This window comes from Pseudomonas sp. SGAir0191, assembly GCF_002812565.2.
GTDB classification, from domain to species: domain Bacteria; phylum Pseudomonadota; class Gammaproteobacteria; order Pseudomonadales; family Pseudomonadaceae; genus Aquipseudomonas; species Aquipseudomonas parafulva_B.
Window position 1 is genome coordinate 4,813,916 of the sequence record NZ_CP025035.2, and the last position, 15,523, is coordinate 4,829,438.

13 protein-coding genes are annotated in these 15,523 nt (G+C 62.2%); 5 read left to right on the forward strand and 8 right to left on the reverse strand.

The window, feature by feature from the left end:
- Nucleotides 1-153: 153 nt before the first annotated feature.
- The gene (locus tag CWR53_RS21645) at nucleotides 154-1,515 is read right to left on the reverse strand and encodes an aspartate aminotransferase family protein (protein WP_058602842.1); all 1,362 of its coding nucleotides are present in this window, start codon (nucleotides 1,513-1,515) and stop codon (nucleotides 154-156) included.
- A 48-nt stretch (nucleotides 1,516-1,563) separates the two neighbouring features.
- Nucleotides 1,564-2,922 (reverse strand): glutamine synthetase family protein, encoded by a 1,359-nt coding sequence (locus tag CWR53_RS21650; protein WP_058602841.1) that lies wholly within the window; start codon nucleotides 2,920-2,922, stop codon nucleotides 1,564-1,566.
- A gap of 573 nt (nucleotides 2,923-3,495) precedes the next feature.
- On the opposite strand from CWR53_RS21650, the gene CWR53_RS21660 reads away from it, so the two are divergent.
- Nucleotides 3,496-4,872 (forward strand): glutamine synthetase family protein, encoded by a 1,377-nt coding sequence (locus CWR53_RS21660; RefSeq protein ID WP_100852466.1) that lies wholly within the window; start codon nucleotides 3,496-3,498, stop codon nucleotides 4,870-4,872.
- A gap of 59 nt (nucleotides 4,873-4,931) precedes the next feature.
- On the opposite strand, the gene argA is transcribed toward CWR53_RS21660, so the two are convergent.
- Nucleotides 4,932-6,233, reverse strand: a complete 1,302-nt coding sequence (gene argA / locus CWR53_RS21665) for an amino-acid N-acetyltransferase (protein WP_058602839.1) — start codon at nucleotides 6,231-6,233, stop codon at nucleotides 4,932-4,934.
- 123 nt (nucleotides 6,234-6,356) lie between these two features.
- Nucleotides 6,357-7,499 carry an acetylornithine deacetylase gene (argE, locus tag CWR53_RS21670; RefSeq protein WP_058602838.1) on the reverse strand — a complete coding sequence of 381 codons (1,143 nt, stop codon included), beginning with the start codon at nucleotides 7,497-7,499 and terminating at the stop codon, nucleotides 6,357-6,359.
- 114 nt (nucleotides 7,500-7,613) lie between these two features.
- On the opposite strand from argE, the gene CWR53_RS21675 reads away from it, so the two are divergent.
- Nucleotides 7,614-8,981, forward strand: coding sequence for a CYTH domain-containing protein (locus CWR53_RS21675; RefSeq protein WP_100852467.1), 1,368 nt, complete (start codon nucleotides 7,614-7,616; stop codon nucleotides 8,979-8,981).
- A 5-nt stretch (nucleotides 8,982-8,986) separates the two neighbouring features.
- On the opposite strand, the gene CWR53_RS21680 is transcribed toward CWR53_RS21675, so the two are convergent.
- Complete coding sequence (locus CWR53_RS21680; protein WP_058602836.1) at nucleotides 8,987-9,457, reverse strand: Lrp/AsnC family transcriptional regulator; 471 nt, start codon at nucleotides 9,455-9,457, stop codon at nucleotides 8,987-8,989.
- Nucleotides 9,458-9,582: 125 nt separating this feature from the next.
- Here CWR53_RS21680 and CWR53_RS21685 point away from each other — a divergent pair, with 125 nt between their 5' ends.
- The 3 genes from CWR53_RS21685 (at nucleotide 9,583) to CWR53_RS21695 (ending at nucleotide 12,099) form a co-directional block, all read left to right on the forward strand.
- Nucleotides 9,583-9,894 (forward strand): hypothetical protein, encoded by a 312-nt coding sequence (locus CWR53_RS21685; RefSeq protein ID WP_058602835.1) that lies wholly within the window; start codon nucleotides 9,583-9,585, stop codon nucleotides 9,892-9,894.
- 132 nt (nucleotides 9,895-10,026) lie between these two features.
- Nucleotides 10,027-11,700, forward strand: coding sequence for a GspE/PulE family protein (locus tag CWR53_RS21690; protein ID WP_100852468.1), 1,674 nt, complete (start codon nucleotides 10,027-10,029; stop codon nucleotides 11,698-11,700).
- A gap of 84 nt (nucleotides 11,701-11,784) precedes the next feature.
- On the forward strand, nucleotides 11,785-12,099 hold the full coding sequence (locus CWR53_RS21695; protein ID WP_058602833.1) for a DUF2388 domain-containing protein: 315 nt from the start codon (nucleotides 11,785-11,787) through the stop codon (nucleotides 12,097-12,099).
- 94 nt (nucleotides 12,100-12,193) lie between these two features.
- On the opposite strand, the gene gcvH is transcribed toward CWR53_RS21695, so the two are convergent.
- The 3 genes from gcvH to CWR53_RS21710 all read right to left on the reverse strand — a co-directional run bounded on the left by gcvH (nucleotide 12,194) and on the right by CWR53_RS21710 (nucleotide 15,469).
- Complete coding sequence (gene gcvH / locus CWR53_RS21700; protein WP_100852469.1) at nucleotides 12,194-12,577, reverse strand: glycine cleavage system protein GcvH; 384 nt, start codon at nucleotides 12,575-12,577, stop codon at nucleotides 12,194-12,196.
- 51 nt (nucleotides 12,578-12,628) lie between these two features.
- On the reverse strand, nucleotides 12,629-13,711 hold the full coding sequence (gene gcvT / locus CWR53_RS21705) for a glycine cleavage system aminomethyltransferase GcvT (protein WP_100852470.1): 1,083 nt from the start codon (nucleotides 13,709-13,711) through the stop codon (nucleotides 12,629-12,631).
- A 135-nt stretch (nucleotides 13,712-13,846) separates the two neighbouring features.
- Complete coding sequence (locus CWR53_RS21710; RefSeq protein ID WP_058602830.1) at nucleotides 13,847-15,469, reverse strand: iron ABC transporter permease; 1,623 nt, start codon at nucleotides 15,467-15,469, stop codon at nucleotides 13,847-13,849.
- Nucleotides 15,470-15,523 lie beyond the last annotated feature (54 nt).

Below are 15,523 nucleotides of genomic sequence, written 5' to 3' on the forward strand. Positions count from 1 at the left end.
GCTCCAGAGTGTTCGATTAGCTATCCGTTCAGAAGCCGGGTCCCGCAGTACACGCGTGTGGGCGACTGAAGCAGCCGCTAGTCTGGCAAGTTACAAGGCCCGGTTTCAAGGAAACCTGACCCTTGTAACGACTTAATGTCACATCGCTAGCTGTCAGCGAATCGCTTCGAGCGTCAGGTCCAGGCATTTGCGTGCCTTTTCCACCAGTTCGTCGATCTCGGCCGGGCTGATGACCAGAGGTGGCGCGATGATCATCGTGTCGCCAACAGCCCGCATGATCAGACCATTGTCGAAGCAGAAATTACGGCAGATCATGCCAGCGCCCTTGCCTTCGAAACGGCTGCGGGTCGCCTTGTCCTTGACCAGCTCGATCGCGCCGAGCAGGCCAACACCGCGCACCTCGCCCACCAGCGGGTGGTCCTGCAACTCACGCAGACGCTTTTGCAAATACGGTGCCGCTTCGGTGCGCGCTTTCTCGACGATTTGTTCGTCGCGCAGGATGCGCAGGTTTTCCAGGCCCACAGCGGCAGCCACAGGATGCCCCGAATAGGTGAAGCCGTGATTGAAATCCCCGCCTTCACTGAGCACCTTGGCTACCTTGTCACGCACGATCACACCGCCCATGGGGATGTAACCGGAGGTAAGGCCTTTGGCGATGGTCATCAGGTCGGGCTTGAGGTCGTAGAAATCCGAGCCGAACCACTGCCCTGTTCGCCCGAAACCGCAAATGACTTCGTCGGCCACAAAGAGGATGTCGTAACGGGCCAGAATTTCCTTGATCTTCGGCCAGTAGGTGTCTGGCGGGATGATCACGCCACCTGCGCCCTGGATGGGCTCGGCGATGAACGCTGCGACGTTGTCCTCGCCGACTTCGAGAATTTTCTTTTCCAGTTGCTCCGCAGCCCAGACCCCGAACGCCTCCGGTGTCATGTCACCGCCCTCGCCATACCAGTACGGCTGGGGGATGTGCACCACGCCCGGGATGGGCAGGCCGCCTTGCTCGTGCATGCCACTCATGCCGCCCAGGCTGGCGCCGGCCACGGTGGAGCCGTGATAACCGTTGACCCGGCCGATCAGGGTCTGCTTGCTCGGTTTGCCCTTGAGTGCCCAGTAATGGCGAACCATGCGCAGCACCGTGTCGTTGCCTTCAGAGCCTGAACTGGTGAAGAACACATGGCTCATGCCCTCGGGCGCCACTTGGGTGATCGCCTTGGCCAACTCCAGCGCCGGAGGATGGGCGGTCTGGAAGAACAGGTTGTAGTAGGGCAGCTCACGCATCTGTCGCTCTGCCGCCTGAACCAGCTCCTCACGCCCATACCCCACGGCCACGCACCACAGGCCAGCCATGCCGTCGAGAATCTTGTGCCCCTCGCTGTCCCACAAATGCACGCCCTGCGCCTTGGTGATAATGCGCGGCCCCTTGTCCTTGAGCTGCTTGTAGTCGCTGAAAGGCGCGAGGTGATGCTCGCCACTGAGGGCTTGCCATTCACGGGTTTGCGGGTTGTTCAGGCTCATGTGCTTCTCCGTTGACGGACGGCCGCGCGCCTGCGGGGCCGAGGTTGATCAAACTGCGAACAGCAGGAATTCACGCTCCCAGGAACTGATGACGCGCTTGAAGTTCTCGTGCTCGGCACGCTTGGTGGCCACGTAGCCGGCGATGAATTTCTTGCCCAGGTACTGCTCCAGGGCGCGGCTGTTTTCCATGCGCTCCAGGGCGTCCTCGATGGTCAGCGGCAGGCGCAGGTTGCGGCGCTCGTAACCCCGCCCTTGGACCGGGGCGCTGGCCTCGATACCTTCGACCATGCCGATGTAGCCACACAGCAGGCTCGCGGCGATGGCCAGGTACGGGTTGGCATCCGCACCCGGCAGGCGGTTTTCGACGCGCCGGCTTTGCGGGCCGGCGTCAGGCACGCGCAGGCCTACCGTACGATTTTCCTCGCCCCACTCCACGTTCACCGGTGCCGAGGTATCCGGAAGGAAGCGGCGGAACGAGTTCACGTTCGGCGCGAACAGCGGCAGCGCTTCGGGAATGAATTTCTGCAGGCCGCCAATGTGGTTCAGAAACAGCGTGCTCATGCTGCCGTCTTCATTGCTGAAGATATTCTTGCCGGTGGTTACGTCGACCACGCTCTGGTGCAGGTGCATCGCGCTGCCAGGCTCGCCGGTCATGGGCTTGGCCATGAAGGTGGCTGCCACGTTGTGCTTGAGCGCCGCTTCGCGCATGGTGCGCTTGAACACCAGGATCTGGTCGGCCAGGTGCAGGGCATCGCCGTGACGGAAGTTGATTTCCATCTGCGCCGTGCCGTCTTCGTGGATCAGCGTGTCGAGGTCCAACTGCTGCAATTCGCACCAGTCATAGACATCCTCGAACAGCGGGTCGAATTCGTTCGCAGCTTCGATGGAGAAGGACTGGCGCCCGGTTTCGGGCCGCCCCGAACGGCCCACCGGCGGTTGCAGCGGGAAGTCAGGGTCTTCGCTGCGCTTGGTCAGGTAGAACTCCATCTCGGGCGCGACGATGGGCTGCCAGCCCTTGTCAGCGTAGAGCTTGAGCACCTTCTTGAGCACATTGCGCGGCGACAGCTCTACGGGGTTGCCCTTCTTGTCGTAGGTATCGTGGATGACCTGCGCGGTCGGCTCGATGGCCCATGGCACCAGGAACACGGCATTCTCGTCAGGCCGGCAGATCATGTCGATGTCTGCAGGGTCCAGCAGCTCGTAATAGATGTCGTCGTCGACATAGTCGCCGGTCACGGTCTGCAGCAGCACGCTCTCGGGCAGGCGCATGCCTTTCTCGGCGATGAACTTGTTGGTAGGCGAAATCTTGCCGCGCGTGATGCCGGTCAAGTCGCTGATCAGGCATTCGACTTCGGTGATCTTGTGCTCTTTCAACCAATCGGTGAGCTGGTCGAGGTTGTTACTCATAAATACCTCAGGAGGTAAGGTGGTCCGCGCCTTGATTCTGGATGCAGTGGATGGCTAAAGCAAAACCCCCGCGCAGGCGGACGGTGGATACACTGAAATCACGTGTGTCCGAGGCGATTTGTAATGGCAGAAGGAAGCGAAGCGCAGAGACGGGGTGCCATGAAGGCGGGGTTGGGCATGCCAGACGTCAATTATTGCGAGCACTGCCCCCACGCGGTTGGCAGGCCTGGCAAACATGACTGAACAGCCTGACTGCACTGCATTGGCAGCGCTTCCAGGTCGCGGCAGGCGGACCATGAGACCCTCGTATTATTCTGTTTTGGGTTGAATCGGAGCTTAGCGCCGTTCATTTTTTTACACAACACCTGCGTAAAAAATAAACGACGCAGTGCTCGCGATAGCGCTTTTTCAGAAAAATAGCGGATAATGCCGTGCCCCGATATGCAGCAAATCTGCCGTAGATGTGCCATTTCAGGGCATCAGGGGGTTGGCTTGACATCAGTATGGCTTTTCGATTGACTGGTCCTGCAAGCCCCCCTTGATTGATATTTTTAACAACAAAGGTGTTGCATCATGTCGGTACCCCCGCGTGCCGTTCAGCTTAACGAAGCGAACGCGTTCCTTAAGGAACATCCTGAGGTTCTCTACGTTGACCTTCTGATTGCAGATATGAATGGTGTGGTGCGCGGCAAGCGCATAGAGCGCACCAGCCTCCACAAGGTTTACGAGAAAGGCATCAACCTGCCGGCCTCCCTGTTTGCACTGGATATCAATGGCTCCACCGTCGAAAGCACCGGGCTGGGCCTGGACATCGGCGATGCAGACCGCATCTGCTATCCGATCCCTGGTACCCTCTCCAACGAGCCGTGGCAAAAGCGCCCCACTGCCCAGCTGCTGATGACCATGCACGAGCTCGAAGGCGAACCTTTCTTCGCCGACCCGCGTGAAGTGCTGCGCCAGGTGGTGAGCAAGTTCGACGACATGGGCCTGACCATCTGCGCCGCGTTCGAGCTGGAGTTCTACCTGATCGACCAGGAGAACGTGAACGGCCGTCCGCAGCCGCCGCGCTCGCCCATTTCTGGCAAGCGTCCGCAATCGACCCAGGTCTACCTGATCGATGACCTGGACGAGTATGCCGACTGCCTGCAGGACATCCTCGAAGGGGCCAAGGAACAGGGTATTCCTGCCGATGCCATCGTCAAGGAAAGCGCCCCGGCTCAGTTCGAAGTCAACCTGCACCATGTGCCGGACCCGCTCAAGGCGTGCGACTACGCCGTGCTGCTCAAGCGCCTGATCAAGAACATCGCCTACGACCATGAAATGGACACCACCTTCATGGCCAAGCCCTACCCAGGGCAGGCAGGCAATGGTCTGCATGTACACATTTCCGTGCTGGACAAAGATGGCAACAACATCTTCACCAGCGAGGATCCCGAGCAGAACGCCGCGCTACGTCATGCTGTCGGCGGTGTGCTCGAGACCCTGCCTGCGTCCATGGCGTTCCTGTGCCCGAACGTCAACTCCTATCGCCGCTTTGGCGCGCAGTTCTACGTGCCCAATGCGCCAAGCTGGGGCCTGGACAACCGCACCGTGGCGCTGCGCGTACCGACCGGCTCGCCCGATGCTGTGCGCCTTGAGCACCGCGTGGCTGGCGCCGATGCCAACCCGTACCTGATGATGGCGGCCGTGCTGGCCGGCGTTCACCATGGCCTGACCAACAAGGTCGAGCCTGGGGCTCCTATCGAAGGCAACTCGTACGAGCAGCTGGAACAGAGCCTGCCGAACAACCTGCGTGATGCGCTGCGCGAGTTGGATGACAGCGAAATCCTGAACAAGTATATCGATCCGAAGTACATCGACATCTTCGTCGCGTGCAAGGAAAGCGAGCTGGAGGAGTTCGAACATTCGATCTCCGACCTCGAGTACAACTGGTATCTGCACACCGTGTAAACCAGAACGCCGCCCATTCAGGCGGCGTTTTCATTTCAGGCGCGCAAGCGCAGCGCGCCTCAGCCCAGCGGCTTTTCGAAGATTTTCGAATTGCGCTGGAAGTTGTATAGCGAAGCCCGTGCCGCCGGCAACCGCTCGACACCACTGGGCGAGAAGCCGCGTTCGCGGAACCAGTGCGCCGTGCGTGTTGTGAGCACGAACAAGGTGCTCAACCCCATCTCCCGTGCCCGGCTTTCGATACGCGCCAGCAGCTCATCCCCGCGCCCGCCATGGCGGTACTCCGGATTCACCGCCAGGCATGCCAGCTCACCCGCATCGGATTCTGCAATCGGATACAGCGCTGCGCACGCGATGATCATGCCTTCGCGCTCCACCACGCTGAACTGCTCGATTTCCCGCTCCAGCACTTCACGTGAACGGCGCACCAGGATGCCTTGTTCTTCCAGCGGGCTGATCAGGTCGAGCAGGCCGCCGACGTCTTCGATGGTGGCCTCCCGTACGATCTCGAACTGCTCCTGGGACACCAGCGTACCGCCACCGCCCCGGGTGAACAGTTCGGTCAGCAGCGCGCCGTCCTCGGCATAGCTGACGATGTGGCTGCGTGCCACGCCGCCCTTGCACGCCTGGGCAGCGGCATCGAGCAGCTCGGCCTGGTAGTCGCTGCCCAGGCGCTGCAAGTGCGGCGCAACCTGTTGGGGGCGCAATTCGCGCACCAGGCGGCCATGCTCATCCAGCAGACCAGGTTCTGCGCCGAACAGCACCAACTTCTCAGCACCCAGTTCGATGGCCGCACGGGTGGCTACGTCTTCGCAGGCAAGGTTGAAGATCTCGCCGGTTGGCGAATAGCCCAGCGGCGAGAGCAACACGATGGAGCGCTCGTCGAGCAGGCGGCTGATGCCCTTGCGGTCTACCCGACGCACTTCGCCGGTGTGATGAAAATCCACGCCTTCGAGCACGCCGATCGGCCGCGCGGTGACCAGGTTGCCGGAGGCCACCCGCAGGCGCGAGCCCTGCATGGGCGAGGCGGCGATGTCCATCGACAACCGCGCCTCGATAGCCAGGCGCAGCGCACCTACCGCGTCGATCACGCAATCCAGGGTAGCGGCATCGGTGATACGCAAGCCGTGGTGGTAGTGCGCTGCCAAGCCACGTTCAGCCAGGCGGGTCTCGATCTGGGGGCGAGAGCCGTGCACCAGGACCAGACGCACCCCAAGGCTGTGCAGCAGCACCAGGTCGTGGACGATATTGCCGAAGTTGGGGTGTTCAACCCCATCGCCGGGGAGCATCACCACAAAGGTGCAGTCGCGGTGGGCGTTAATGTAAGGAGAAGCGTGGCGTAGCCAGTTGACGTAATCGTGCATGACAGGGCCTGTGGATAAGTGGACGGAGAACGGCGTTACAGGGGCGTTCAGGATCATCGTCGGAACAGGCTTGCGGTCACGCGCGGTCTCCTCTAGGCAGAAACGAATGAAAGGGGTGGACGTTTAATGCAGGCAATAGTGCCCGATCAGGTCACGCAATAGACGCACGGTCGGCTCGATACGTGACATATCCAGGTATTCGCCAGGCTGGTGTGCGCAGGCGATGTCACCAGGGCCGAGCACGATGGTCTGGCAGCCAAGCTGCTGAAGATAAGGTGCTTCGGTGCCGAATGCCACCGCTTCGGCGCGGTGGCCGGTGAGCCGCTCTGCCACCTGGACGAGTTCACTGTCGGCCGCCTGTTCGAACGGCGGTACTTCGGGGAACAGCGGCGCATAGTCGATACGCACGTCATGGCGCTCGGCCACCGGAACCAGTTTTTCACGGATGGCGGCGCGCAGCTGGTCCACGTCCATGCCCGGCAATGGGCGCAGGTCGAACTCAAGCGCGCACTGGCCGCAGATCCGGTTGGGGTTGTCGCCACCGTGAATGCAACCGAAGTTCATGGTCGGCGCAGGCACCGTGAATTGTGGATTGTTGTAGACCTTCTGCCATTGCTGGCGCAGGCCCATCAGTTCGCCCATTACCGCATGCATGGCATCCATGGCGCTGCGGCCCAGGCTTGGGTCCGAGGAATGACCACTGCGCCCGAGGATGTCGATCCGATCCATGAGGATGCCTTTGTGCATGCGGATCGGCCGCAGCCCGGTCGGCTCGCCGATGATCGCCGCGCGACCCAGCGGCTGGCCAGCATCGGCCAGGGCACGGGCGCCAGACATCGAGCTTTCCTCGTCGCAGGTGGCCAGAATCAGCAGCGGCTGCTTGAAGTCGTGCTGTAGCAAGGGAATGACGGCCTCGATCACCAGTGCGAAAAAACCCTTCATGTCGCAACTGCCGAGCCCCACCCAGCGACCCTCGACTTCGGTCAGCTTCAAGGGGTCGCTGCTCCAGAGCTGCTCGTCATAGGGCACGGTGTCGCTGTGGCCGGCCAGCACCAGGCCGCCAGGGCCGCTGCCGCGGCTGGCCAGCAGGTTGAACTTGCCGGGGGTCACCTGCTGAATGTCGCAGGAAAAACCCAGATCACCTAACCAGGTAGCCAGCAGGTCGATGACCTGACGATTGGACTGGTCGAGCGAGGCCTGGGTGCAACTGACCGAAGGCGCGGCGATCAAGGCGGCAAATTGGTCTTTCAGCGTCGGCAACGGCATGCGTGTACTCCTCGGAAGCATTGCCCATCATAGGACCATCCGCCGTCTGGAATAAACCGTTGACGGCCTACTGCTGTAGACTCTGCATCGACCACGCCCCCTTTCGAGCCTGTAATGCCCAAAGAAACCGAACTCAAGCTGCGCGTCAGCCCCGAGACCCTCGCCGCCTTGCGCGAGCACCCGCTGCTGAAAAAGCGCAACAAGTCTGGCTGGCAGACCCGCGAACTGCTGAACCAGTATTTCGACACGCCTGAGCGCGCGCTGGCCGAGGCACGCGTTGCCCTGCGCCTGCGCCGTGACGGCGATACCGTCATCCAGACCCTCAAGTGTCGCGGCACCAGCGTGGCTGGCCTGTCCGAGCGCAACGAGCACGAATGGCAACTGGACAAGGTCAAGCTGGACCTCAAGAAGCTGGATGACAGCTGCTGGCCCGCGCAACTGGCCGACCTGGACAAGAAGACCATCAAGCCGTTGTTCACCACCGACTTCACCCGCGAATACGCCGACATCGTCTGGGGCCGTGGCAAGGCCAAGGTGGTGATCGAGGCTGCGCTGGACCAGGGCTTCGTGATTGCCGGCAAGCGCAAGGAAGCGATTTGCGAGTTGGAACTGGAGCTGCGTGAAGGTGAGCCTGCGGCGCTGCTGGAGCTGGCTGCCGAGCTGGCCGCAAGCGTTGCGCTGATGCCCTGCGATATCAGCAAGGCTGAGCGCGGCTACCGTCTGCTGGAGCCCGAGCGTTTCGAGCTGGATCTGAGCGTCGCCGACCTCGAAGCGGACATGGCCTTGGACGATGCCTACGCTGCGTTGGCGTGGCAACTGCTGGGCAACAGCCAGCGCCTGGCCGAGCAATACCGCCACAGCGGCCACTGGCGGTCGCTACAGGACTGGGTGCAGAACCTCATCGAGCTGCGCGCCATCACTGCCAGCCTGAGCCAGGCCGCCCCCCGCGCTGCCACCCGTGACCTGCGCGCGCGCCTGGATGCCCTGCTCGAAGACTGGCGTCCACTGGTGCAAGCCGGCAACGGTGACGAAGACATCCGCCGCGCTGCGCCCGAGCAGTTCGCAGAAGAGCTGGATGATCCTCGCTGGGGCCAGTTCTCCCTGGAAACCTCGCGTTGGCTGCTGTCGCGTGCCTGGGCTGCCGAGCGCAAGGGCCGTGGCGAGCGCCAGGGCAAGGCGCTTCTGGCAAGCTGGCTGGCACACCTGATTGCCGAGGAAGGCCGCGCTCTGAAGTTGTCGCTATACACCCAGCGCCCCGAAGACCTGGCAGAGCAACTGCCGCGCATCGAGCAAGTGATGGCCTGGTTGCACCATGCCCGCCATGTGCTGGATGCACCACAAATGGACCGCCTGTACGGCGACATGAAGAAACTGCACGAGCTGGCTGAGCACCCGATCAGCGATGAGGTGCTCGAAGCCCGCATCGAGCAGGCGCGTGCCGTCGATCAGAGCCGTGGCTGGAAGCATCTGCTCAAAGCGTGATGCCTTCAGCCCGACAGCGGCAGGCTGGTGGTGGACTTGATCTCCGAAAGGGCCACGATCGAGTTCACCTCCTGAATACCGGGCACGTTCGAGAGCTTTTCGAAGAAGAACCGTTCGTACGCCTCGATATCCGGGGTGACGATACGCAGCAGGAAGTCCACCGAGCCCATCAGCACGTAGCACTCGAGCACCTCTGAAAACCCGCGGATCGCCTCTGTGAACTCGGTGAAATTCGAGCGGCCATGGGCATTCAATTTCACTTCGGCGAATATCTGGGTGTTCAGCCCGATTTTCTTGCGGTCCAGCAAGGTGACCTGCCCGCGAATCACCCCCTCCTCTTTGAGCCGTTGAATCCGTCGCCAGCATGGCGATTGTGACAATCCAATGCGTTCGGCGATCTGAGCGCTGGACAGCGAAGCGTCTTCTTGTAGCAACTCGAGGATACGACGGTCGTAGACATCCAATGCACCGTGCATGAACAATTCTCCAGATCGACCTGTATCGATCATAGCTATGCAAGAACAGGCTGATTTAGTCGAATCTTAGCGAAATAATACCGGCCCGGGCATGCAAAACTTTCTGCACTCAAAGAGGATGACGCATGAACTCACTGCCGCGTGCCGATGTATGGGCCAACAGCAATGCTCACACCACTGTGCTGTACCGCTTGCGGGCCGAAGCCGAGCCCGACAGCTTGTGCCGGGTACTCAATCAGTTCGCCTTGCAAATGCTCACACCGCATAGCGTCCAGGTCACTCAACAGGATGACTGGCTGACCCTCGACATCGGTATTGGCGGCCTGAGCTGGCACCGTGCCGAAGTGATCGCTCAGAAATTGCGCAACATGGTGTGTGTGGCTGACGTGCACTTGGCCCCGCAACACCGTGTGGAGCTCTCAGTAGTGCACGCCTAGCGGCGCACTGGCCAACGCTTTGACATGAGCATGAATAGCCTTCAGGCAAAACCCTGACATCTTTTCGATTCGGCTTTGGCAGAGGCTGAACTAGCCTTGATCACGTCTTCTTGGTCAGGCACGGACGCCTTCATGCATAACCCCGATACCTTGGCACTCGACCTGCACCGGGTGCTCGAAGCCTTGCTCATCGACCAGCGCCTGCACGCCAGCGATAGCGTGCGTGTACTGGAGCATGCCGCCGATCACCCTGGCGATCATCCGCTGGAGCAGGTGGCCGCCTGCAACCTTACCGACCGCCTCCACCCGGGGCAGGTACTGGACTTGGATCGGCTTTGCCAGTGGCTGGCTGCCAAGACGGGCCTGCCCTATCTGCGTATCGATCCGCTGCAAATCGACCTGCAGCAGGTGGCTGAGCTGGTGTCCCCAGCCTTTGCGCAGAGCCACGGCATTCTCATCGTGGCAGCTGACGCGGCGAGCGTCACCGTGGCCAGCGCACAGCCCTATCAGTGCCGTTGGCAGGCCGATCTGGCCCTGAGCCTTGGACGAACCGTGCGGCGAGTGCTCGCAAGCCCTGTGCAGATGCGTCAGGCCGGCGAACCCTTCCAGCGCCTGGCGCAGTCGGTCAAGGGCGCGCACCACCAGCAATCGAACCGCTTCGGCGAACTCGAGCAGTGGCTGGAGCTGGGCAAGCGCCACTTGCAGGCCAACGCGGATGACGCGCACATCGTGCATATCGTCGACTGGCTGCTGCACTACGCGATCGACCAGCGCGCCAGCGACATCCATCTGGAGCCACGCCGCGACCAGGGCCACTTGCGCTATCGCATCGATGGCCTGTTGCACACCGTCTATGTTTTCCCCGCCGCAGTCGCAGTGGCCTTGATCAGCCGCCTGAAGCACCTTGGGCGCATGGATGTCGCGGAAAAGCGCAGGCCTCAGGATGGCCGACTGCAAAGCCGCCTGCCAAACGGGAGCGAGGTGGAGCTACGTTTGTCGACCCTGCCCACTGCCTTTGGTGAAAAGCTGGTATTGCGCCTGTTCGACCCGCAGCAGCTGCACGAGAGCTTTGATCGGCTCGGTCTTCAGGGGCAGCAATTGGGTCAATGGCAAGGCCTGCTGCAACGGCGCCAGGGCATCATCCTGGTCACAGGGCCTACGGGCTCAGGCAAGACCAGCACGCTGTACGCCAGCCTCAAGCTATTGGCCACTCCGCAGGTCAACCTGTGCACCATCGAGGACCCCATCGAACGACTCGAACCCGGGTTCAACCAGTTTCAGGTGCAGCCGGCCCTGGACCTGGGCTTTGCCAACGGCGTGCGCGCCATGCTGCGCCAGGATCCGGACATCATCATGATTGGCGAAATACGGGACCCCGACACCGCACGGGTGGCCGTGCAGGCCGCCCTTACCGGGCACCTGGTGCTGTCTACCCTGCACACCAACGACGCCTGCGCCGCAATCCTCCGCCTGCAAGAACTGGGTGTGGCTGATTACTTGATCAAAGCGACATTGATTGCGGTGATGGCCCAGCGGCTTGTGCGCACGCTGTGCAGCCAGTGCCAGGGGCGCGACGCAGCCAGCTGCAGAACGTGCCGCGGCACGGGTTTTCATGGGCGTACCGGCTTGTTCGAATTACTCGAACCCAGCGACAACCTACGTGCCCTGATCGGCCCTCATACGGACCTTGCGCAATTGCGACGCCAGGCCCAGGCAGATGGCCTTGTGGACCTGCGCCGCTGCGGCGAGGCCAAGGTTGCGTGTGGGCAAACCCTGGCTGACGAAGTACTGCGTGCATGCAGCTGATCAGAAGCGGCAGGCCCAGGAACTTGGCAGGTTCGCGAGCATCCAACCGCACATCTTCAACCCTCACCTTCGAGGTGTCTCATCATGCGTCTCAACACTGCCATCGCTGCCGCAGCCCTGCTCGCGCTGCCTGTGGGCTCGGCCATGGCCGATTCCTTCTGGCGTAATGTGATCTCTTCCGGTGCAACCACCGGCTCGACCTACCTGACCTCGCGTGACCACAAGTTGGTGATGGCAGCGCAGGATGATGCTGGCAGCTTCGTAGCCAGTGAAGGCGCTATCCGTGGGCCATTCCTGGAGTCGGCAATCAAGCAAGTGCGTGCGGAACATCCAGGGCTTCACGCGTCTGACATGGAGCTGGCCAATGCCATTCTGGCCAAGCATGCAGTAGCCGACTGATCGGTACAGCGCCGGCCTCAACGCCGGCTAACTCGCGCCAGGAGGTCTTCAACCCCTGGCTGCGAGTGCTTTCTGCCGGTGACGCAAGGACGGCTTACTCGCCAATGGCGGCCTTGTAGCCAGCCGCATCCAGCAGTTTATCCAGATCAGCCTGGCTGCTCGGCTTGAGCTTGAAGATCCATGCGTCGTAGGGCTGCTCGTTCAGTTGTTCAGGGCTGTCGGCCAACGCCTCGTTGACGGCGATCACTTCGCCACCGACCGGGGCGTAGATGTCGGACGCGGCCTTGACCGACTCCACGACACCGGCCGCGTCGCCTGCGGCAAACACCTTGCCCACTTCGGCCAGCTCGACGAATACCACGTCACCTAGCGCTTCCTGCGCATGGTCACTGATGCCTACCGTGACGGTACCGTCGGCTTCCAGGCGGGCCCACTCATGGCTTTCGGCAAAACGAAGTTCGGCGGGGATATTGCTCATGTCTTGAATTCCTCGATTGGCTCAGCGGTACGCCCGCCGTTTGATGATGGATCAGATCAGGATCTTGCCGTGGCGCACGAAAGTCGGCCTGACCACGCGCACCGGGTACCACTTGCCACGAATTTCCACTTCGGCCCGGTCGCCCGTGGCCATGGGCACGCGTGCCAGGGCAATGGACTTGCTCAGCGTAGGTGAGAAACTACCACTGGTGATCTCCCCTTCGCCAATCCCCGCCACACGGACCACCTGGTGGGCGCGCAGCACACCACGCTCCTCCAGTACCAAACCCACGAGCTTTTCCTGTACGCCCCGCTCGATTTCCGCCAACAGCGCCGCGCGGCCGATGAAGTTTCGGCTTGCCGGCTCCCAGGCGATGCTCCAGCCCAGGTTGCACGATAACGGCGTGTGCTGCTCGTCGATGTCCTGCCCGTAAAGGTGCATGCCGGCTTCGAGCCGCAACGTGTCGCGAGCCCCCAAGCCGCTGGGCGCGATACCGGCGCCGACCAGATCGTTGAAAAAGGTCACGGCCTGGTCACCCGGAAAGATCATCTCCAGGCCATCTTCGCCGGTATAGCCGGTGCGCGCGATGAACCAGTCCCCGTCCATCACGCCTTCGAAGGGGCGTAGCGTGCGTATCAGAGCGGCCCGCGCGGCACTGACCAAAGCAGCTACCTTCTCGCGCGCGTTCGGGCCCTGAACGGCAAGAATGGCGAGGTCCGGACGAACCTGAACGTCGACGGCAAGCCCATCACGCTGCTGGTCCAGCCACTCCAGCACCCGGGCTCGGGTGGCAGCGTTGGTGACCAGCCGGTAACCGGTCGCCGTGCGGTAGGCGATCAAGTCATCGATCACCCCGCCCTGCTCATGCAGCATCGGGCTGTAGAGTGCCTTGCCAACCTGATCGAGCCGGGCGACATCATTGGCCAGCAGCCGCTGCAACCAAGCCGTGGCCGTATCGCCCCGGATATCAATGACGGTCATGTGGGACACGTCGAAGACCCCACAGTCACTGCGCACCTGATGGTGCTCATCGACCTGCGAGCCATAGTGCAGCGGCATGTCCCAGCCACCGAAATCGACCGTCTTGGCGCCAAGCGCCAGATGCAGGTCGTACAAAAGCGTGCGCTGTCCCATGGGTTTCTCCTTCCGGGCGTGGCGAAGCGGCAGCAGTGGAAGGCTCATGGCCTTCAGCTGTGTGAACAGCGTTGTTTTGATTGCCTGCTGCGCGAGTGCCGCGCATTGTAGCGGCAAGGGCGCAAGCTGACACCCTTAGCAGGAATGGCCTGGCCTGCGCGCCGAGCGGCGTATCAGGCCAATGACCGGCAGCAGCCCGACCACCACCAGCGTCAATGCCGGCAGCGACGCCCGCGCCCATTCACCCTCGCTGGTCATCTCGAACACCCGTACCGCCAGCGTATCCCAGCCAAAAGGACGCATCAGCAGGGTAGCCGGCATCTCCTTGAGCACATCGACAAACACCAGCAACGCCGCGCTCAGTGCGCCTGGCAGCAGCAGCGGCAAGTACACCTTGATGAACAGCCGCACCCCGCCCACACCCAGGCTGCGCGATGCCTGCGCCAACGAGGGACGAATCCGTTCCAGGCTGCTCTCCAGCGGGCCGTAGGCCACGGCGATGAAACGAATCACATAGGCCAGCAGCAATGCTGCAAGGCTGCCTAGCAGCAATGGCCTGCCCGCGCCTCCCAGCCAGCTGGACAGCGGCGCGACGACCTGGCTGTCCAGGTAACTGAAGGCCAGCATGATCGACACCGCCAGTACCGAGCCGGGCAAGGCATAGCCCAGGTTGGCGAGCCCTACACCGACGCGAATGCCCGGCATGGGCGCCTGGCGCCGGGCAAAGGCCAGTAGCAGCGCCACGCAGACCGTCACCAGCGCTGCAACGCCGCCCAGGTATAGGGTATGAAGCACCAGGCCAATGTAGCGCTCATCCAGATCGTGGCGCCCGCGCTGCCAGAACCACACCAGCAGTTGCAGCAAAGGGATGACGAATGCGCAGGCGAAGACCAACAGGCACCAGCCGCTGGCCAGCAGGGCCTTGCCACCCTGCAGTCGGTACAGCGCCTGACCTCTGGGGCGTTCACTGGCGCTGTGGTTGGCGCCCCGCGCACGGCGCTCGCCGTACAGCACCAGCATGACGGCCAGCAACAGCAAACTGGCCAATTGCGCAGCGCTGGAGAGGCTGAAGAAGCCATACCAGGTCTTGTAGATGGCGGTCGTGAACGTGTCGAAGTTGAAGACCGCCACGGCGCCGAAGTCGGCGAGGGTTTCCATCAGGGCCAAGGCGATGCCCGCCCCGATGGCGGGTCGGGCCATGGGCAGGGCCACCCGCCAGAATGCCTGCCAGGGCGAGAGCCCCAACACCCGGGCGGCCTCCATCAACCCTTTGCCCTGGGCAAGGAATGCTGTGCGTGCCAGCAGGTAGACATACGGATAGAAGACCAGCACCAGCACGATGATCACGCCGCCGGTAGAGCGCACCCGTGGCAGGCGCATAGGCCCGAAAGCCTCGCGCAGGGCACTCTGCACCGGGCCGGCGAAGTCCAGCAAACCTACAAAGACGAAGGCCAGGACGTACGCCGGAATGGCGAACGGCAACATCAGCGCCCAATCCAGCCAGCGACGGCCCGGAAATTCGCACAGGCTGGTGAGCCAGGCCAGGCTGACACCGAGCAAGGTGACACCCAGACCAACCCCCAACACCAAGGTAACGGTGTTGCCCAGCAAGCGCCCCATCTGCGTTTCGAGCAGGTGTGACCAGATCTGCAGGTCGATCGACTGCCACGACAACAGCAGCACGCTCAGGGGCAGCAGCACGAGGCCGGCGATCAGGGTGACGGGGAGGTACCAGCGACGACGGTGGGTGTAGGGCACGTTATGTCTCGATGACGGGTCGCTGCTGGACCCACGAAGAGGCCTTGGCAGGCC